Origin of the sequence: Phytobacter sp. SCO41 (genome assembly GCF_003073275.1) — a bacterium.
Taxonomy (GTDB): Bacteria; Pseudomonadota; Gammaproteobacteria; order Enterobacterales; family Enterobacteriaceae; genus Phytobacter; species Phytobacter diazotrophicus.
In genome coordinates this window covers 3,643,291-3,662,781 of record NZ_CP027225.1, presented here as the reverse complement: position 1 = coordinate 3,662,781, position 19,491 = coordinate 3,643,291, and the positions used below count along the sequence as shown (strand labels likewise).

General features: G+C 51.8%; 16 protein-coding genes. 11 read left to right on the top strand and 5 right to left on the bottom strand.

Translation table 11 applies throughout. The annotated features are described in order from the left end of the window. Positions 1-40 precede the first annotated feature (40 nt). Positions 41-979 (top strand): tetratricopeptide repeat protein, encoded by a 939-nt coding sequence (locus C5523_RS17905; RefSeq protein WP_108701684.1) that lies wholly within the window; start codon positions 41-43, stop codon positions 977-979. A gap of 369 nt (positions 980-1,348) precedes the next feature. On the opposite strand, the gene C5523_RS17900 is transcribed toward C5523_RS17905, so the two are convergent. Then, positions 1,349-1,588 (bottom strand): DinI family protein, encoded by a 240-nt coding sequence (locus C5523_RS17900; RefSeq protein ID WP_108701683.1) that lies wholly within the window; start codon positions 1,586-1,588, stop codon positions 1,349-1,351. A gap of 415 nt (positions 1,589-2,003) precedes the next feature. Between C5523_RS17900 and pepN the strand changes: the two genes are divergently transcribed. After that, the gene (gene pepN, locus C5523_RS17895; RefSeq protein ID WP_039078572.1) at positions 2,004-4,616 is read left to right on the top strand and encodes an aminopeptidase N; all 2,613 of its coding nucleotides are present in this window, start codon (positions 2,004-2,006) and stop codon (positions 4,614-4,616) included. 68 nt (positions 4,617-4,684) lie between these two features. Here the strand turns inward: pepN and ssuE are convergent, their stop codons facing one another. Next, positions 4,685-5,266, bottom strand: coding sequence for an NADPH-dependent FMN reductase (ssuE, locus tag C5523_RS17890; RefSeq protein ID WP_039078573.1), 582 nt, complete (start codon positions 5,264-5,266; stop codon positions 4,685-4,687). Positions 5,267-5,513: 247 nt separating this feature from the next. On the opposite strand from ssuE, the gene pyrD reads away from it, so the two are divergent. Beyond that, positions 5,514-6,524, top strand: a complete 1,011-nt coding sequence (gene pyrD, locus C5523_RS17885; RefSeq protein ID WP_108701682.1) for a quinone-dependent dihydroorotate dehydrogenase — start codon at positions 5,514-5,516, stop codon at positions 6,522-6,524. A 168-nt stretch (positions 6,525-6,692) separates the two neighbouring features. Further along, positions 6,693-7,235, top strand: a complete 543-nt coding sequence (gene zapC, locus C5523_RS17880; protein ID WP_039078575.1) for a cell division protein ZapC — start codon at positions 6,693-6,695, stop codon at positions 7,233-7,235. Here the strand turns inward: zapC and C5523_RS17875 are convergent. Then, complete coding sequence (locus C5523_RS17875; protein ID WP_108701681.1) at positions 7,232-8,341, bottom strand: YcbX family protein; 1,110 nt, start codon at positions 8,339-8,341, stop codon at positions 7,232-7,234. The two genes, zapC and C5523_RS17875, sit on opposite strands and share 4 nt — an antisense overlap. A 99-nt stretch (positions 8,342-8,440) precedes the next feature. Between C5523_RS17875 and rlmKL the strand changes: the two genes are divergently transcribed. The 6 genes from rlmKL to rmf all read left to right on the top strand — a co-directional run bounded on the left by rlmKL (position 8,441) and on the right by rmf (position 16,367). After that, positions 8,441-10,549: a bifunctional 23S rRNA (guanine(2069)-N(7))-methyltransferase RlmK/23S rRNA (guanine(2445)-N(2))-methyltransferase RlmL gene (gene rlmKL, locus C5523_RS17870; protein WP_108701680.1), complete on the top strand. Its 2,109-nt coding sequence runs from the start codon at positions 8,441-8,443 to the stop codon at positions 10,547-10,549. A gap of 12 nt (positions 10,550-10,561) precedes the next feature. Further along, positions 10,562-12,469 (top strand): ABC transporter ATP-binding protein, encoded by a 1,908-nt coding sequence (locus C5523_RS17865; protein ID WP_039078578.1) that lies wholly within the window; start codon positions 10,562-10,564, stop codon positions 12,467-12,469. A gap of 14 nt (positions 12,470-12,483) precedes the next feature. Next, positions 12,484-13,737 (top strand): membrane integrity-associated transporter subunit PqiA, encoded by a 1,254-nt coding sequence (pqiA, locus tag C5523_RS17860; protein ID WP_039078579.1) that lies wholly within the window; start codon positions 12,484-12,486, stop codon positions 13,735-13,737. Between the two features lie 4 nt (positions 13,738-13,741). Further along, complete coding sequence (gene pqiB, locus C5523_RS17855) at positions 13,742-15,382, top strand: intermembrane transport protein PqiB (protein ID WP_039078580.1); 1,641 nt, start codon at positions 13,742-13,744, stop codon at positions 15,380-15,382. After that, positions 15,379-15,945, top strand: coding sequence for a membrane integrity-associated transporter subunit PqiC (pqiC, locus tag C5523_RS17850; protein WP_079496802.1), 567 nt, complete (start codon positions 15,379-15,381; stop codon positions 15,943-15,945). Before pqiB ends, pqiC begins: the two co-directional genes overlap by 4 nt. A 254-nt stretch (positions 15,946-16,199) precedes the next feature. Beyond that, positions 16,200-16,367, top strand: a complete 168-nt coding sequence (gene rmf / locus C5523_RS17845) for a ribosome modulation factor (RefSeq protein WP_039078582.1) — start codon at positions 16,200-16,202, stop codon at positions 16,365-16,367. Between the two features lie 91 nt (positions 16,368-16,458). Here the strand turns inward: rmf and fabA are convergent, their stop codons facing one another. Both fabA and C5523_RS17835 read right to left on the bottom strand, forming a co-directional pair. After that, on the bottom strand, positions 16,459-16,977 hold the full coding sequence (fabA, locus tag C5523_RS17840) for a bifunctional 3-hydroxydecanoyl-ACP dehydratase/trans-2-decenoyl-ACP isomerase (protein WP_071194677.1): 519 nt from the start codon (positions 16,975-16,977) through the stop codon (positions 16,459-16,461). 69 nt (positions 16,978-17,046) lie between these two features. After that, complete coding sequence (locus tag C5523_RS17835; protein WP_108701679.1) at positions 17,047-18,807, bottom strand: Lon protease family protein; 1,761 nt, start codon at positions 18,805-18,807, stop codon at positions 17,047-17,049. Positions 18,808-18,990: 183 nt separating this feature from the next. Between C5523_RS17835 and matP the strand changes: the two genes are divergently transcribed. Next, a complete protein-coding gene (gene matP, locus C5523_RS17830) occupies positions 18,991-19,443 on the top strand; it encodes a macrodomain Ter protein MatP (RefSeq protein ID WP_039078585.1) in 453 nt (150 codons plus the stop codon). The last annotated feature ends 48 nt before the right edge of the window (positions 19,444-19,491 follow it).

Genomic DNA, 19,491 nt, shown 5'->3' with positions numbered 1-19,491 from the left:
TCATTGATTGCACAGCAATTCTCTGAGGGTTATTTTAGAAATGGAAGAACTTAAATCAAATTCAGCTTCTGACCGCGGTTTTAATCCGGTCTATGCATCTGCCTGTTCGGGCGATATTGATGCCCAAATTAAACTCGGAAAGATGTACCGTGATGGTGACGGGATTGAGAAAGACGGTAATAAAGCCGTCGAGTGGCTGACCAAGGCAGCTAACCAGGGAAGCACTATAGCCAAATTTATTCTGGGCTATATGTACAAGGATGGCGACAGTGTCCCATTAAATTATTCGAAGGCCATTGAGTGGTTTACGTTAGCGTCAGAAGAAGGAGATCTTGATTCCCTGGTTTGGCTTGGGCTTCTTCACGAACGAGGCCACGGGTTTCCAAAAGACCCCTCTAGGGCTGTTGAGTATTACTCAATCGCCGCAGCCAAGGGAGACAGCTACGGACAAAATAATCTCGGAAACTCATATCGATATGGAAAGGGTGTGCCTAAAGATGAAAAAAAAGCCATCGAATGGTTATCAAAGTCTGCAGCACAGGGAAATGAGATAGCTCTGATGTCACTGGGCGAGATGTGCATTGAACAGGGTGACTATGAAAAGGGGAAGGAGTATCTTCGTCGGGCGGGTGAAGAGGGCAACGAAAGGGCCCTTGAAAAGCTGAGCAAGATTGAAGCAGTTCAAGAAAAACACAGAATCGAAGACAGTGTTAAAAAAATCACCTGTCCCTTCTGCGGCAAGCAAAGCGTTTGGAAGTCAAAATTTTGCCACGGCTGCACAGCTCGGATTACGTACGAACCTATAAGAGAATATGAATGGATAGGTATAGGTCTCGGTATTATTTTCGCTGTAGTTGGTGTTGCAAATGATCCGAATAATATCGGTAGGATACTATTTTTTTCCTTCATTATATGGTGTCTATCCATCGTCCTCGGTAAATTGTTCGGTAAACAAAGAGCTATGTTCAGCAGAGTCTAAGTCTTCATCCTCAGAAATCGATTTTATTTTACTCTGATTTGGGCAGTGAGTTGCCGGATGGCAAAAATTCCGAAGTAAAGTTTGTCGATATAAGATAATAAGTAAAAACTTACTGAGCGTAGACGTACGCCACGTTTTTCGTCGTCACTGTCCCGGCGAGAAATTATCACAGCCGTGAAGATTCCCCCTTCACGGCTTCTTTTCAGGAAAATATCGTGACGCCCGAACGATGAAAATTTTTGAATAGTCGCTCGCGCTCATGGCCAAAAATGGAACGAGACAAACCTTTTCTTGCTGACGTGTATCTTGCGTCTATGTGACACCAAACGTCCTACCGTAAGCGCTACAGTTAAATCAACTTTTAAATGTTTAATCCGAAACGAGCCACATATCTGCTTCTTCAAACATCTCCTCGATCATGCGGTTGAGTCGCTCCTTCTCCGTTTTCGTGCAATCACTGTTCAGCGCGTTTGCCTGCATAGGTTTCACTCTCACCTCTGCACTTGGGAAAATCCTGTGAACTCTCTTTGTCAGTTCAGCCAGAATGATGTTTTTGGCGCCGGGTAAATCCTCAACATTTCTTTTGTCGTAAACGAGTTCCACGAACATAGCTACCTCAGCTAAATTACTGGTTGGATATACAGTTATTATTGTCTGGGTATTTATACAGTGTCAAGTAATCGCTCATCTAGCAGCGAATCTGTGGGGCATTTACGACCGGAGGTATAGCGCGAAACCTTTATCCGTCTGGGCTACAGAGAATTATCTATGGGGCACCAATGGGGCATTTACCATCGGTGAAAATCGCTAAAGTTCGCAAATATGAAATTCGTTTAATCAGTCCAACCGTGATTTACGGCGCTCCTGGACGATATTGGTCGATTTTTAAAATTACTGTTTCATGTTACTAAAATGTAGCATAGTGAGCTTTTCTCCCTGAAAAGATGAACATTCTGCGTGGCGGGATTTACGCAACAGGAATAGACTGGAGACGTAACCAAACAGAAGATGCTAAAGGTTTTTTATGACACAACAGCCACAAGCCAAATACCGCCACGACTACCGTGCGCCGGATTACCTGATTAGCGATATTGACTTGACCTTTGACCTGGATGCCGCAAAAACCGTTGTCACTGCGCTGAGCACTATTTCGCGTCATAGCGCCTCTCCAGTGCCTTTGCGTCTGAATGGCGAAGACCTGACGTTAGTGTCAATCCATGTTAACGACCAGCCATGGACACAATATAAAGAAGAAGACAATCACCTGGTCATTGACGGCCTGCCTGAACGATTCACATTGCGTATCGTGAATGAAATCAGCCCGGCTGCGAATACTGCGCTTGAAGGCCTCTATCAGTCTGGCGAAGCGCTCTGTACCCAATGCGAGGCAGAAGGTTTCCGCCATATTACCTGGTACCTGGATCGCCCTGATGTTCTGGCGCGGTTTACCACTAAAATCATCGCCGACAAAGCTGCCTATCCTTACCTGCTCTCTAACGGTAACCGCGTGGACCAGGGCGAGCTGGATAATGGCCGTCACTGGGTGCAATGGCAGGATCCATTCCCGAAACCGTGTTACCTGTTTGCGCTGGTGGCGGGTGATTTTGATGTGCTGCGCGATACCTTTACAACCCGCTCCGGGCGTGAAGTTGCACTGGAACTCTTCGTTGACCGTGGCAACCTTGACCGCGCGCCGTGGGCAATGACCTCGCTCAAGAACTCCATGAAATGGGACGAGACCCGTTTTGGCCTCGAATATGACCTCGACATCTATATGATTGTCGCCGTGGACTTCTTTAATATGGGCGCGATGGAGAATAAAGGCCTCAACGTCTTTAACTCCAAATATGTGCTCGCCCGTACCGATACCGCGACCGACAAAGACTATCTTGATATCGAACGGGTGATTGGTCATGAATATTTCCACAACTGGACCGGTAACCGCGTGACCTGTCGCGACTGGTTCCAGCTCAGCCTGAAAGAAGGGCTGACTGTGTTTCGCGACCAGGAGTTTAGCTCGGACCTGGGTTCCCGTGCGGTAAACCGTATCAATAATGTCCGTACCATGCGCGGGCTGCAATTCGCCGAAGACGCCAGCCCGATGGCGCATCCTATTCGCCCGGATAAAGTGATTGAAATGAACAACTTCTACACCCTGACGGTGTATGAGAAAGGTTCAGAAATCATCCGCATGATCCACACCCTGCTGGGTGAAGAGAATTTCCAGAAAGGGATGCAGCTCTATTTTGAGCGTCACGATGGCAGCGCCGCAACCTGTGATGATTTCGTCCAGGCAATGGAAGATGCCTCAAATATCGATTTGTCGCATTTCCGTCGCTGGTATAGCCAGGCGGGGACGCCGATTGTCACGGTACACGACGATTACAACCCGGCGACCGAGCAGTACACGCTCACCATCAGCCAGCGTACGCCGCCTACAGCGGAACAGCAGGAGAAACACCCGCTACACATCCCGTTTGATATTGAACTTTATGATAATGAAGGCAAGGTCATCCCACTGCAGAAAGACGGTCACCCGGTGCACCATGTGCTGAATGTCACCCAGCCAGAACAGACTTTTGTCTTTGATAACGTCTACTTCCAGCCTGTGCCGTCGCTGCTGCGTGAGTTTTCCGCGCCGGTGAAACTGGAATATAAATGGAGCGATCAGCAACTGACGTTCCTGATGCGCCACGCCAGCAATGATTTCTCTCGCTGGGATGCCGCACAGAGTCTGCTGGCGACGCACATTAAGCTCAACGTTGCCCGCCATCAGCAGGGGCAGGCGCTGTCTTTGCCACTGCACGTTGCCGATGCGTTCCGCGCGATCCTGCTGGACGAACACATCGATCCGGCGCTGGCTGCGGAAATTCTGACGCTGCCGTCGGCAAATGAGATTGCCGAATTGTTTGACGTTATCGATCCGGTAGCCATCGTGGCGGTACGTGAAGCGCTGACCCGCACCCTGGCCACCGAACTGGCAGATGAAGTGCTGGCCGTTTATAACGCCAATAAGCTTGATACCTACCGCGTGGAACATGCGGATATCGGTAAGCGTGCCTTACGTAATACCTGTCTGCGTTATCTGGCCTTCGGCGACGCGCAACTGGCCGATAAGCTGGTAAGCGAGCAGTATCACAATGCTGATAACATGACGGATGCGCTTGCGGCGCTGTCTGCCGCGGTTGCCGCCCAACTGCCGTGCCGTGATGCGCTGATGCAGGAATACGATGACAAATGGCATCAGGATGGTCTGGTGATGGACAAGTGGCTAATTCTGCAGGCCACCAGCCCGGCACAAAATGTGCTGGAAACCGTGCGCGGTCTGCTTAAACACCGTTCGTTTACGATGAGCAACCCGAACCGTGTGCGTTCACTGATTGGCGCGTTTGCCAGCAGCAACCCGGCAGCATTCCATGCGCAAGACGGTAGCGGCTATCAGTTCATGGTCGAAATGCTGACAGAACTGAACAGCCGTAACCCGCAGGTGGCTTCCCGCCTGATTGAACCGCTGATTCGTTTAAAACGTTACGATGCGAAACGTCAGGAAAAAATGCGTGCGGCGCTTGAGCAACTCAAAGCATTGCCGAATCTGTCAGGCGATCTGTTTGAGAAAATCAGCAAAGCGCTGGCATAACATTCAGCGGGCAGGCCCTGTGTGATAACAAGCCGGGTTAGCGTCTACAGCGCGACCCGGTTTTTTTATTACGATGCTCTGGCAACACCCGGTATATGAGCACCGAAGGTGGGGACTTGCGTGTCACGGCGGTGTAAGGCCTGCCAGAATGTTTCCAGGGCACTGTCCAGACGCGTCTGCAAATTCGCGGTGAAGCGGGGCTTATGCTGATAATCCTCCACCTGGCTGTCATCGGCGAAGACGCCATGCAACACTTCCTGGGCTTTCAATGCGCTCAGAACTGGCTTGAGCGCATAATCCACGGCCAGCATATGTGCAATGGTACCGCCAGTGGCGACCGGAAGGACCACTTTGCCTTCCAGCGCTCGTTCGGGGAACAGATCAAGCAGGGTTTTTAGCGCGCCGGAAAAGGAGGCCTTGTACACCGGGGTAGCGATGATCAGCCCATCGGCCTCATGTAATTGTTCGAGCAGTGTTTGCAGCGCCGGGCTGTCGAAGCGGGCGTAGAGCAAATCTTCCGGGACAAAGTTATGCAAATGCCAGTGACACACTTCAACATCAAGGGCCGTCAGGCGTTCGCGCGCGTATTCCAGCAGGGCGCTTGAGCGGGAAGGGTAACGCGGGCTTCCCGCCAGGGTAACAACTCGCATATTCACTCCTTATAACCATTTTCTTCGTTTTATCAAACATCGATAACTATTTTCTCAGTGTCGCAGAGGTTTTATATTCCGCTAAATGATTTTTTTAGTGAAAACACGTTAAAAAACGAATATGCAGAAAAGGATAAGGAAACGATTGCGTTCAGTTCACCTTTTTTTGCCCAAGGTCAATTCCATTTCTTCGGCTAATCAAAGATAATACGCCCCCGGTTTGCACACCGGGAATCCAGGAGAGTTCATGTACTACCCCTTCGTTCGTAAAGCCCTTTTCCAGCTCGACCCCGAGCGCGCTCATGAATTTACTTTTCAACAATTACGCCGCATTACGGGTACGCCGCTAGAGGCACTGGTGCGTCAGCGTGTGCCGGAAAAACCGGTACAGTGCATGGGGCTAACGTTTAAAAACCCACTGGGACTTGCCGCTGGCCTCGATAAGAATGGTGAATGTATCGATGCGCTGGGTGCTATGGGGTTTGGCGCGATCGAGATCGGTACGGTGACGCCGCGCCCGCAGCCGGGCAATGACAAGCCGCGCCTCTTCCGCCTGGTCGACGCAGAAGGGTTGATCAACCGTATGGGCTTCAACAATCTGGGCGTTGATAACCTGGTTGAGAATGTGAAAAAAGCGCATTTTGACGGCGTGCTGGGTATTAATATTGGCAAAAATAAAGATACGCCTGTTGAAAACGGCAAAGATGACTATCTGATTTGTATGGAAAAAATCTATGCCTATGCCGGTTATATTGCGATTAATATTTCCTCGCCAAACACGCCGGGCCTGCGAACATTACAATATGGCGAAGCGCTGGATGACCTTCTGGGTGCCATTAAAAATAAGCAGAATGAGCTTCATCAGACCCACCATAAATATGTTCCTGTTGCTGTGAAGATCGCCCCGGATCTTTCCGAGGATGAATTGATCCAGGTGGCCGACAGTTTAGTTCGCCATAATATTGATGGCGTCATTGCCACCAATACAACGCTGGACAGAAAACTGGTTCGCGGAATGAAAAATTGTGATGAAGCGGGTGGGTTAAGTGGCCGTCCGCTGCAATTAAAAAGCACCGAAATTATTCGTCGCCTGTCCCTGGAATTAAATGGCCGCTTACCGATTATCGGCGTGGGTGGCATCGACTCCGTGATTGCCGCGCGCGAGAAGATGGACGCGGGAGCATCACTGGTACAAATTTATTCCGGCTTTATATTTAAAGGACCGCAACTGATTAAAGAAATCGTTACCCATATCTAATCTTTTGCTCACTATCGGACAACCAGGGCTTTATTTCCGGCCCTGGTTGTTTTATATTCCGTGATTGTTGCTAATTTGTACATTTTAGTCTTTGCTTATTTAGCGTAATAAGCGAAACGGCAAAGGATGAAAAAGGCAAAGGGATGTTTACGGAGAGAGGGGAACGAAATGCGAATTAAACCTGACGATAATTGGCGCTGGTATTTTGATGACGAGCACGATCGTATGATGCTCGATCTGGCCAATGGCATGTTATTTCGCTCACGTTTTGCCCGTAAAATGCTTACCCCGGATGCGTTTTCCCCCTGCGGATTTTGCGTAGACGATGCCGCCTTATACTTCTCCTTTGATGAAAAATGCCGCGATCTGATGCTCTCTAACGAACAACGTGCCGAGCTGGTGCTTAACGCACTGGTGGCCATTCGTTTTTTGAAGCCGCAAATGCCAAAAAGCTGGCACTTTACCAGCTACAATCAGCCGTGGTCTCCCTGTGCGGGAGAAGCTGCGAGCGTCGTGATGAGCGACAGCGGCGAAGAGGTGAGTTTACTGGTCGTCGAACCGGGTGAAAATGCCGCACTTTGTCTGCTGGCCCAGCCGGGTGTGGTTATCGCCGGGCGCACGATGCAATTAGGCGATCCCATTAAGATCATGAATGACAGGCTGAAACCGCAGCTCAGTGCTGCCAGTTTCAGCTTTGAACAGGCCGTTTAACTTTCCAGGCGAACGGAGGTTTTTGGTACACAGCTACAACTCAGGATAGAACCATCTTGCGGAATAGCTGATTTTTTCAACGGGCTGACCTCACCCTCAATCAGGCGAATGCGACAGCAGCCGCAAATGCCCGCCCGACAGGAATAGGGCACGCGTATCCCCTGGTTTTCCAGTTGCTCAAGCAAGATTTGCTGATTGTTACCGCGAAAGCTTTTCCCCTGCCAGACAATATCTACCACGTCCTCTGTTTTCTGTTCTTGTTCTACAGACTCAACAGCCTGTCCTGCGCCATAGGGTTTAGCGGGTGCACTGGAAAGGACCACGACCTCATCACCTACCCGGACGACCCCACTATTGCGGGCAATTAAGTTCTGGCCGAAATCAACATTGCCATTATCTTGCGCAGTGCGAAAACGGGTGAGGGTTGCCAGGGGTTCGCCAGCGGGATGTTTTTGCCCGCGTTCGGGACTGACGGTGGTAAAAACGCAACGGCTGCACGGCTTCACCACGTCAAAGACGACATCACCGATGCGTATTACTTTCCACGTGTCCTCTTCCCATGCACTGGCACCGGTGACCACCAGGTTAGGGCGGAACTGCTCCATTTGTACACTTGCCGGGCAGCGGTTTTGTAAATCACGTAATGAGGCTTCGTTGGTCAATAAAAACGGAAAGCCATCAGCAAATGAGAGCGGAACATCCTCGTAACGTTTTACCCGGCGCGTGGTTTGCGGCCCCACCCAGCGAAGCTGAACATCTCGAGCAAAAAAAACGCTGAGCCACTGGTTGATGTGTTCGGGTGCAACCCGGGCAGTAAAATGATTACCCCACACTTCCGTTGGCTCGCTCTGAGGCGCAAAATCATTAAAGCGCACCACGGCGCTGCTGCCATCAGGTGCGGTTAAATGCAGGCCATCCGTCAGGGGAGAAGGAATAAAACGGACCATCTGGGGGAACTGTCGTGCAGTAATAAAGGTGCCATCCGCTTCGGTCACCATAAAAATGCGATCAAAGGATAACCCGCTGGTGTCTGCCAGGGCATGCGTCAGGCCAATACCACGCATGGATTTCACTGGATGGATAAAAAGACGCGAAAGGGTAGCCACGTCATTTCCTCTGTGAACGAAAATAAGCCCTCAACTTTATGACATGAACGCCAGATTGGCTATAATGCGCAACAATTTTCTTCATCGATAAGTGATTTTATGATTTCTCTGTTTGCCAGTACGGCCCGTGGGCTGGAAGAGCTATTAAAAACTGAACTGGAAAACCTGGGCGGGCAAGAGTGCCGGGTGGTTCAGGGGGGCGTCCATTTCCATGGTGACACACGGCTGATTTACCAAAGCCTGATGTGGAGTCGTCTGGCCTCGCGCATCATGATGCCGCTCAGTGAGTGTAAGGTTTACAGCGATCTGGACCTTTATCTCGGCGTGCAGGCGATTCCGTGGACGGAGATTTTCAGCCCGAACGCCACCTTTGCGGTGCATTTTAGTGGCCTGAATGAAGAAATTCGTAACAGTCAGTATGGCGCGCTGAAAGTAAAAGACGCCATTGTCGATAGCTTTACGCGCAAAAATCTGCCGCGTCCGAATGTTGATCGTGAATCGCCGGATTTACGCATCAACGTCTGGCTGAACAAAGAGACAGCCAGCATTGCGCTCGACCTGAGTGGTGAAGGGCTGCATTTGCGTGGCTACCGTGATGGCACCGGTATGGCGCCAATCAAAGAAAACCTCGCCTCGGCGATTGTGATGCGCTCTGGCTGGCAGCCGGGCACGCCGCTGCTTGATCCGATGTGTGGTTCCGGCACTTTGTTGATCGAAGCGGCCATGTGGGCTACCGACCGTGCACCAGGTTTACACCGCGGCCGCTGGGGCTTTGGCGGCTGGGCTCAACATGATGAGGCAATCTGGCAGGAAGTGAAAGCCGAGGCGCAGACCCGCGCGCGGGCTGGGCTGGCTAATTACACATCGCATTTTTATGGCTCCGATAACGATCCTCGCGTCATTGAGCGCGCGCAGCGTAACGCCCGCCGTGCTGGCGTTGGCGAGCTGGTCACTTTCGACGTAAAAGACGTGGCGCAGTTAAGCAACCCGCTGCCAAAAGGGCCGTATGGCACGGTTATCAGCAACCCCCCGTACGGTGAGCGTCTGGAGAGCGAACCGGCGCTGATTGCCCTGCATAGCCTGCTTGGTCGGACGTTAAAATCGCAGTTTGGCGGCTGGAATCTGTCGTTGTTCAGCGCCTCTGTCGATTTGCTTAACTGCCTGCAATTGCGCGCTGACCGTCAGTTCAAGGCTAAAAATGGCCCGCTGGATTGCGTGCAGAAAAACTACCACCTGGCGGAAAACACCGGCGAAGCAAAAGCGCCGGTAATGGCTGAGGATTATGCCAACCGTCTGCGTAAGAATCTTAAGAAACTGGAAAAATGGGCGCGTCAGGAAGGCATCGAATGCTACCGCCTGTACGATGCCGATTTGCCGGATTATAACGTGGCTATCGATCGCTACGGTGACTGGGTGGTAGTGCAGGAGTATGCGCCGCCCAAAACCATTGATGCGCAAAAAGCGCGTCAGCGTCTGTTTGACATCATTGCCGCTACCATCGCCGTGCTGGGTATCGCGCCGAACAAGCTGGTGCTGAAAACCCGTGAGCGGCAGAAAGGCAATAACCAGTATCAGAAGATGAATGAAAAGGGTGAATTTATCCAGGTTAGCGAATACAACGCCAAACTGTGGGTGAACCTGACGGACTATCTTGATACGGGCCTGTTCCTCGACCACCGTATCGCACGCCGTATGCTGGGCCAGATGAGTAAGGGGAAAGACTTCCTGAATCTCTTCTCTTACACCGGCAGCGCGAGTGTACACGCGGGGCTTGGCGGCGCGCGCAGCACCACGACCGTGGATATGTCGCGTACCTATCTGGAGTGGGCGGAGCGCAATTTGCGTCTCAACGGCCTGACCGGTCGTCCGCACCGCCTGTTACAGGCCGATGTACTGGCATGGTTACGCGAAAGTGACGAGCAGTTCGATCTGATTTTTATCGATCCCCCTACATTCTCAAACTCAAAACGTATGGAAGACTCTTTCGATGTCCAGCGCGATCACCTGGCACTGATGAAAGATCTTAAACGTTTGCTGCGTAAAGGCGGCACGATCATGTTTTCAAACAACAAACGCGGTTTCCGTATGGATACTGAAGGGCTGGCTACGCTTGGGCTCAAAGCACAAGAAATTACCCAAAAAACGCAGTCGCAAGATTTCGCCCGTAACCGTCAGATCCACAACTGCTGGCTGATTACCGCAGCCTGAAAGGATAAATAGATGTCATTAATTAGTATGCATGGCGCCTGGCTGTCGTTTAGCGATGCGCCCCTCCTCGATAATGCCGAACTGCATATCGAGGATAACGAACGTGTCTGTCTGGTAGGACGTAACGGCGCGGGCAAATCGACGCTGATGAAAATCCTCAACCGCGAACAGGGGCTGGATGATGGCCGCATCGTGTACGAACAGGATTTGATCGTGGCACGTTTGCAACAGGATCCGCCGCGTAATGTCGCGGGCAGCGTCTACGACTTTGTGGCCGAAGGGATTGAAGAGCAGGCGGAGTACCTCAAGCGTTATCACGAAATTTCGCATCTGGTGATGACCGATCCAAGCGATAAAAACCTGAACGAGATGGCGCGCTTACAGGAACTGCTGGACCACCACGGTCTCTGGCAGCTCGAAAACCGTATCAATGAAGTGCTGGCACAACTGGGTCTGGAAGCCGACATGCCGCTGGCGTCGCTCTCGGGCGGCTGGTTGCGTAAGGCGGCGCTGGGCCGTGCGCTGGTCAGCGGACCGAAAGTACTGCTGCTCGATGAACCAACAAACCACCTTGATATCGAAACCATCGACTGGCTGGAAGGGTTCCTGAAAACCTTCAGCGGTACCATTATTTTTATCTCGCATGACCGTTCCTTTATCCGCAATATGGCGACCCGTATTGTCGATCTGGATCGTGGCAAGCTGGTGACCTATCCCGGCGATTACGACACTTATTTGCTGGAAAAAGAAGAAAACCTGCGCGTTGAAGAACTGCAAAATGCGGAGTTTGACCGCAAGCTGGCGCAGGAAGAAGTCTGGATCCGCCAGGGCATCAAGGCTCGCCGTACCCGTAATGAAGGCCGTGTGCGCGCATTGAAAGCCATGCGTCGCGAACGCAGTGAACGCCGCGAGGTGATGGGCAGCGCGAAGATGCAGGTGGAAGAGGCAAGCCGCTCGGGCAAAATCGTCTTTGAGATGGAAAATGTCGACTATCAGGTGGACGGCAAAGTGCTGGTCAAAGACTTCTCTGCTCAGGTTCAGCGCGGCGACAAGATTGCCCTGATCGGACCGAATGGCTGTGGTAAAACCACGCTGCTAAAATTGATGCTGGGTCAGTTGCAGGCCGACAGCGGGCGCATCCATTGCGGTACCAAGCTGGAAGTGGCTTACTTTGACCAGCACCGCGCGGAGCTCGATCCGGACAGAACGGTGATGGATAACCTGGCGGAAGGCAAACAGGAAGTGTTGGTAAACGGTAAGCCACGCCATGTGCTGGGCTACCTGCAGGACTTTCTCTTCCATCCGAAACGGGCGATGACACCGGTTCGCGCGCTCTCTGGCGGTGAACGTAACCGACTTTTGTTGGCACGTTTGTTCCTGAAACCCAGTAACTTATTGATTCTCGACGAACCTACCAACGATTTGGATGTCGAAACGCTGGAGCTGCTTGAAGAGCTTATCGACAGCTACCAGGGCACTGTTATGCTGGTCAGCCACGACCGTCAGTTTGTCGATAACACCGTTACAGAGTGCTGGATCTTCGAAGGCGCGGGACGGATTGGTCAATACGTTGGCGGTTATCATGATGCGCGTGGTCAGCAAGCGGCATCGCAGGCCTACAAAGCCGCATCCGAGAAGAAAGTTGCCGAAGCTTCGGTTAACAAAACAGAAAGTGTTAAACGAACCAGTAACAAACTAAGCTATAACCTGCAACGTGAGTTGGAACAACTGCCGCAAAAGCTGGAAAAGCTGGAGGCGGAACTGGAAACATTGCAGGCGCAGGTGGCAGATGCCAGCTTTTTCAGCCAGCCTCACGACCACACGCAGAAAGTATTAGCCGAACTGGCTTCGGCGGAACAGGCGCTGGAAGAAGCGTTTGAACGCTGGGAGTATCTGGAGGCTCTAAAAAACGGCGCATAACTCAGGAAGTCAGTATGTGTGAACATCACCACGCCACACGGCATATTTTATGTACCCAGTGCGATTTACTGGTGGCTTTGCCCCCATTACAGCATGGTCATAAAGCGGCTTGCCCTCGCTGTGGCGCCACATTAACCACGCAATGGGATGAACCCAGACAACGGCCCACCGCGTATGCGCTGGTGGCGCTGTTCATGCTACTGCTTTCCAATCTGTTCCCCTTTGTGAATATGAAAGTAGCAGGCGTCACCAGTGAGGTGACGCTACTGGAGATTCCAGGCGTGATGTTCTCGGAAGATTACGCCAGTCTTGGGACGCTCTTTTTACTTTTCGTTCAGATGGTCCCGGCATTTTGCCTGGTGACCATACTGCTGCTGGTCAATCGCGTGCCGATGTCGCAGCAGACCAAAACGTTTCTGGCGCGTATCCTTTTCCAGCTTAAAACCTGGGGTATGGCAGAGATTTTTCTGGCCGGCGTGCTGGTGAGCTTTGTCAAACTGATGGCCTATGGTGATGTGGGCATCGGCAGCAGCTTTATTCCATGGTGTCTGTTTTGCCTGCTACAACTGCGTACCATGCAGTGTGTGGATCGTCACTGGCTGTGGGATGATATCGCCCCTGCGCCAGTGCCGGTCGCGCCGTTGCGCGTTGGTGTGCCGGGCATTCATCAGGGATTACGCAGTTGCCCATGTTGCACCGCCATTGTGGCGGCGGATGAACCCGTCTGCCCGCGTTGTCATACCAAAGGCTATGTCAGGCGCAGAAACAGTCTGCAGTGGACGATGGCGTTACTGGTGACGTCGATCTTGCTGTATCTGCCCGCCAATATTTTGCCGATCATGATTACCGATCTATTGGGCGATCAGATGCCATCGACGATCCTTGCCGGGGTGATTTTACTCTGGAGCGAGGGGTCGTATCCGGTTGCGCTGGTGATTTTCATCGCCAGTATCATGGTGCCCACCTTGAAAATGATCGCCATCGCCTGGTTATGCTGGGATGCGAAAGGCCACGGCCGACGAGACAGTGAACGTATGCACTTTATTTATGAAATCGTTGAGTTTGTTGGGCGCTGGTCGATGATTGATGTGTTTGTCATCGCCGTGCTCTCCGCGTTGGTGCGCATGGGAGGATTAATGAATATTTATCCGGCCATGGGGGCGCTGATGTTTGCGCTGGTCGTCATCATCACAATGTTTGCGGCAATGACGTTCGATCCCCGCCTGAGTTGGGATCGCGAGCCTGAATCGAGCCATGAGGAGTCGTAAGAACATGGAGAAAACCAGTGGGGAGGCGAAAGTGCAGAAAGTTAAAAACTGGTCGCCGGTATGGATATTCCCGATCGTCACGGCCCTCATCGGTGCGTGGATCCTCTTTTACCATTACAGCCACCAGGGGCCGGAAGTCACCCTCATTACCACCAATGCTGAAGGCATCATCGGGGGTAAAACGACCATCAAAAGCCGTAGCGTGGATGTCGGCGTGGTAGAGAGCACGACGCTGACGGACGATCTCACCCACGTTGAGATTAAAGCGCGCCTGAATACCGGGATGGAAAAGTTGCTCTACAACGACTCCGTTTTTTGGGTGGTTAAACCGCAGGTTGGCCGTGAAGGGATCAGCGGGCTCGGGACATTACTTTCTGGCGCCTACATCGAGCTCCAGCCAGGGAAAAAGGGCAATCAACCGGAGAGATATAACCTCCTTGATTCGCCGCCGCTGGCACCGCCTGATGCAAAAGGGATTCGGATTATCCTGGACAGCAAAAAAGCGGGGCAACTCTCTCCGGGCGATCCGGTACTTTTCCGTGGTTACCGCGTCGGCTCTGTCGAGACAAGTACTTTCGACACGCAGAAACGTACGATCACCTATCAGCTTTTTATTAATGCGCCAAACGATCGTCTGGTCACCAGCAACGTGCGTTTCTGGAAAGACAGCGGTATCGCCGTTGATTTAACCTCTGCCGGAATGCGGGTTGAAATGGGATCGCTCAGTACCCTGTTTGGTGGTGGCGTGAGCTTTGACGTGCCGGAAGGGAATGAACTGGGCGAGCCTGTTGCAGAAAAAACGGCGTTTATGCTGTATGACGACCAGCGCAGTATTCAGGAGTCGCTGTATACCGAACATATCGATTATCTGATGTTCTTCAAAGATTCGATTCGCGGTCTGCAACCCGGTGCGCCGGTCGAGTTTCGCGGTATTCGCCTGGGGACCGTGGCGAAAGTCCCGTTCTTCACGCCAGAAATGCGTCAGAAATTGAATGATGATTACCGGATACCTATTCTGATTCGTATTGAGCCTCAGCGTCTGATTAGCCAGTTTGGCGGCGATCCTAACGTGGATGAGCATATTACCGAGTTAATGAAACGTGGCCTGCGTGCGGCGCTGAAAACCGGCAATATTGTGACGGGCGCCCTGTATGTCGACCTGGATTTTTATCCTAAGGCACCACCTGTCACCGATATGCCGGAATTTGGTGGTTATCGCATCATCCCGACGGTCAGCGGCGGTCTGGCGCAGATTCAGCAAAAACTGATGGATACACTGGATAAAATTAACAATCTGCCACTTAACCCAATGATCGAGCAGGCGACCAATACATTAACGGCGAGCCAGCAGACGATGCGCCGTCTGCAGACGACACTCGATAATCTGAACAAGCTGACAGCCAGTCAGTCTATGCAGCAGTTGCCAGCAGATATGCAAAATACGCTGCGTGAGCTCAATCGCAGTATGCAGGGCTTCCAGCCGGGGTCGGCCGCGTACAACAAGATGGTGGCGGATATGCAGCGTCTTGATCAGGTGTTGCGTGAGCTACAGCCGGTGCTCAAAACGCTGAACGATAAGAGTAATGCGCTCGTATTTGAAGCGAAGGGTAAAGACGATCCGCAGCCGAAGAGGGCGAAAGAATGAAAAAAGGAATGATAGCGCTTCTGGCCATGCTTCTGACGGCGTGCAGCGCGAGCGGTGATAAGAAGAGCTATTATCAGCTACCATCACCGCCGCAATCAACGGTGACGCAAAGTGATGCGCGTGGGCAACACCTGCTGTGGGTCGAGCAGGTGACGGTGCCGGATTATCTCGCAGGAAATGGCGTGGTCTATCAGACAACCGATGTGCAATACGTTATTGCCACCAATAACCTGTGGGCGAGCCCGCTGGACCAACAGCTTCGCACGACGCTGGTGGCGAATTTAAGTAACGCTCTTCCCGGCTGGGTTGTGGCTTCGCAACCGCTTGGCAGTGAGCAGGACACGCTCAACATCACCGTGACCGGCTTTCATGGTCGTTATGACGGGCGGGTTATCGTGAGCGGCGAATGGCTGGTTAATCATCGTGGGCAACTGATTAAGCGTCCTTTCCACATTGAGCTTAAGCAGCAGCAAGACGGCTATGACGAGATGGTGAAAATGTTGGCCCAGGCCTGGCAACAGGAATCGGCAAGTATCGCCAGCGAGCTTAAACGTCTGCCATAGTAAAATTGACTGCATTATCTACGCCGTCAGGTCATTTTTGTCTGACGGCTTTTTTTATTTTGTGCTCAATTCATTACCTGTGCTGGTTCACAGTTTTTGTACAAATGAACTTCTGTTTAGGTCACATTTATGACACTGGCGTGAATTTTGCGCATTGACGACAAACCGTATCCAGGGTATTCGTAGCCTGTGGTTGCATACTTAGTAACCACTGTTTTCTTTTCCACCAGACCAAAAAATGAGGGAAACGAGGCATGAAGAGACAAAAGCGAGATCGCCTGGAACGGGCACATCAACGTGGGTATCAGGCCGGAATCACCGGACGGCCAAAAGAAATGTGTCCTTATCAGACGCTGAATCAGAGATCCGAATGGATGGGAGGCTGGCGAGAAGCCATGGAGGACAGGGCCGTCATTGCCTGATTCTGTCTCTTTAACAAGAAACCTCCGCATTGCGGAGGTTTCGCCTTTTTTGCCCTACGCCATTTTGTGGCGCGTTACACGGCAATCAGCATCAGAATGCAGAGGTGTCCTGGAACAGGCCCACTTTCAGGTCGGTCGCAGTGTAGATAACACGGCCATCAACCAGCACTTCACCATCGGCCAGGCCCATCACCAGACGACGGTTGATGACGCGTTTGAAGTGGATACGGTAGGTGACTTTTTTCGCGGTCGGCAGAATCTGACCGGTGAATTTCACTTCGCCTACGCCCAGCGCACGGCCTTTGCCTTCGCCACCGAGCCAGCCCAGGTAGAAACCAACGAGCTGCCACATAGCGTCCAGACCGAGGCACCCTGGCATTACCGGGTCGCCGATAAAGTGGCAACCAAAGAACCACAGATCCGGATTAATATCTAATTCAGCTTCAACATATCCTTTGTCGAAATTCCCACCGTTTTCGGTCATTGACACCACACGGTCCATCATCAGCATGCTTGGAGCTGGTAATTGTGGGCCTTTTTCGCCAAACAGCTCTCCGCGACCAGAGGCAAGAAGATCTTCTTTTGTATAGGATTCGCGTTTATCTACCATGTTCTATGTAAGCCTTATTGTGAGTTTCGGACGCAGGATAGCTAACACGTGTACGCTGAACAAGTCCGATCAGTTGGGACTGAACCAGCTAAGCCAACGAAGCGGCCACGGATAACGGTGACGAGCGTCTTGTTGCGTCGCCTGGGCGATACGCTCCAGGATGGTCTGCTTCAGTGTAGTTTGTCCTTCTGCATCCCAGACCAGTCTGGTCAATAAGGGGAGTGCATCCATGACATCTTCTATGGCCCAGATAGAGAATTGACCTGCCTTGACGGCATCCAGCAACTCCTGGCGCAGACAAAGATGGCGCACATTGGCAACGGGTATGATCACCCCCTGGTTGCCGTCCAGACCACGAGTCTGACAGATAGCAAAGAATCCTTCGATCTTTTCATTGAGCCCACCCACAGGCTGGGCGCGACCAAACTGATCCACCGAACCGGTGATAGCGATACTCTGGCTGACAGGGACATCCGCCAGGGCGCTGATCAAGGCACACAGTTCAGCCATCGAGGCGCTGTCACCGTCCACTTCACTGTAAGATTGCTCAAAGGTCAGCGATGCGGAGAACGGGATCTGTTGCTCAAGTTCCAGTTCAGCCATCAGGAAAGACTGCATAATCATCATGCCTTTCGCATGAATGTTGCCGCCGAGTTCCGCTTTACGTTCAATGTCGTTAAATTCGCCATCGCCGATGTGCACGACGCAGCTTATACGTGAAGGTTCGCCAAATGCACGTGGATGTCCCGGAAACTCAACCACTGACAGGGCATTGATTTGACCGACCTGTTCACCTTCAGTCTCAATGAGGATCTGCTCTAACAGAATTTCATCTTGCATGCGCTCCGCCAGATAGCCTTCTCGCCATTCACGCTGAGTAAGCATGGTGGTAAGCTGCTCAGCATCAAATGTCCGGGCGTCGGTCATAGCGGACACTTCGCCTAACTGGCGGGTTAACCATAGCGGGCAGAGCGGGAGCGTCTCTTGATCGCCGGTATAACGAACGGCTTCCCGAATCAGTACCGGCCACGCATCTGCAGACGGTGAAGGCAATTCTGCCTCCCGGGCGACCAGTTGAACCCACTGACACCATTGCGCCAGTGTTTCCGCATCGCTAATCTGCAGGTTGTCTTCGTATTCGCTATAGATAGCTTGTTCGGCAAGCTCTGGTTCCATCTCCTGGAAATCAGCCAGCGAATCGCGTTCACCCACGAGGATAACCCGAAGATCGAGCGGCAATGACGGAACTGACACGGGCAGGGGACGAGACTCATCAAATGCAACCCAGTCAAAACGACGGCGCGTCACCATGGTTTTTAAACGCATCCACAGTAAAGGTTGCGCCAGAAGGGTGCGCAGAGAGATAACCAGCGTGCCACCATTGGCCTGATGTACCAGCCCGGGCTGCAGGGTAATCTCGTTATTGAACTGGCGCAGGCAACCAAACAACTGCTCAGCTTCAACCCAATCGGCAATAACTACCTGGTTTTTACCGGCAAAATTGGCTTCTGCGTTTTGTGCGGGGGTAAGCGTAACTGTCGCACCATTAACCTGATAGTCGCCACCTACAACGTCGATCTCCTCGGACTGCAGCGCTGACACAGCCCCGGCGAGGATCGTCAGGTACTCTTCTTCTTCTGGCGCTTTGGCAAGCATAAAGCGTGACGTCGCCGCAGGATGAAGCAACTGTTCCAGCGCATAGTGTAATCGGGGTTGGGTATCGCCCAGGAAGAAGACCGTCTCGTCAGTGAGTGCGGACTGCTTAAACACATCCTGATAGCTCTCGGTATCCGGAGTCAGTTCATTCCATTCAAGTTTTGTAATGGTCAAAGTCGTTTTTTTAGTCTGATGTAAAAGGCGGGATTATACCGTAAACGCATGGGCAGCACACAGGGAATACACGTTTTCCCGTTGCAGATATGTTGTTGGGATAGACAGAATGTGATTTCTTTTCAGCAGAGCAGAAAAAAACTGATATTCTGAACAGAGTTACACGGTAACGTTGAGATCGCAATGAAATATCAACAACTGGAAAATCTTGAAAGCGGCTGGAAATGGAAGTATCTGGTGAAAAAGCACCGGGAAGGTGAGCTTATTACAAGATATATTGAAGCCAGCGCGGCCAAAGAGGCCGTCGATTTATTGCTAACCCTCGAAAATGAACCCGTGCAGGTGAATGCCTGGATTGAGCAGCATATTAATCCGTCTCTTATGAACCGCATGAAACAGACCATTCGGGCGCGGCGCAAACGCCATTTTAATGCCGAGCATCAGCATACGCGCAAGAAATCAATCGACCTGGAGTTTGTTGTCTGGCAACGTTTGGCCGCTCTGGCACAGCGTCGGGGCAAAACCCTTTCGGAGACCATTGTGCAGTTAATTGAAGATGCCGAGCATAAAGAAAAATACGCCACCACCATGTCGTCACTGAAACAGGATTTGCAGGCGCTATTAGGCAAAGAGTGATTTTTTGTACAATAGGTTTTGTTCAGGCAATAAAAAACCCCGCATCGC

Bases quoted from the DNA above. Each gene is read 5' to 3' on its own strand.
- pqiB (WP_039078580.1), top strand. From the start codon at position 13,742: ATGGAGAAAACCAGTGGGGAGGCGAAAGTGCAGAAAGTTAAAAACTGG.
- pyrD (WP_108701682.1), top strand. From the start codon at position 5,514: ATGTACTACCCCTTCGTTCGTAAAGCCCTTTTCCAGCTCGACCCCGAG.
- pqiC (WP_079496802.1), top strand. From the start codon at position 15,379: ATGAAAAAAGGAATGATAGCGCTTCTGGCCATGCTTCTGACGGCGTGC.
- fabA (WP_071194677.1), bottom strand. From the start codon at position 16,977: ATGGTAGATAAACGCGAATCCTATACAAAAGAAGATCTTCTTGCCTCT.
- pqiA (WP_039078579.1), top strand. From the start codon at position 12,484: ATGTGTGAACATCACCACGCCACACGGCATATTTTATGTACCCAGTGC.
- pepN (WP_039078572.1), top strand. From the start codon at position 2,004: ATGACACAACAGCCACAAGCCAAATACCGCCACGACTACCGTGCGCCG.
- rmf (WP_039078582.1), top strand. From the start codon at position 16,200: ATGAAGAGACAAAAGCGAGATCGCCTGGAACGGGCACATCAACGTGGG.
- matP (WP_039078585.1), top strand. From the start codon at position 18,991: ATGAAATATCAACAACTGGAAAATCTTGAAAGCGGCTGGAAATGGAAG.
- ssuE (WP_039078573.1), bottom strand. From the start codon at position 5,266: ATGCGAGTTGTTACCCTGGCGGGAAGCCCGCGTTACCCTTCCCGCTCA.
- rlmKL (WP_108701680.1), top strand. From the start codon at position 8,441: ATGATTTCTCTGTTTGCCAGTACGGCCCGTGGGCTGGAAGAGCTATTA.
- zapC (WP_039078575.1), top strand. From the start codon at position 6,693: ATGCGAATTAAACCTGACGATAATTGGCGCTGGTATTTTGATGACGAG.
- C5523_RS17900 (WP_108701683.1), bottom strand. From the start codon at position 1,588: ATGTTCGTGGAACTCGTTTACGACAAAAGAAATGTTGAGGATTTACCC.
- C5523_RS17905 (WP_108701684.1), top strand. From the start codon at position 41: ATGGAAGAACTTAAATCAAATTCAGCTTCTGACCGCGGTTTTAATCCG.
- C5523_RS17865 (WP_039078578.1), top strand. From the start codon at position 10,562: ATGTCATTAATTAGTATGCATGGCGCCTGGCTGTCGTTTAGCGATGCG.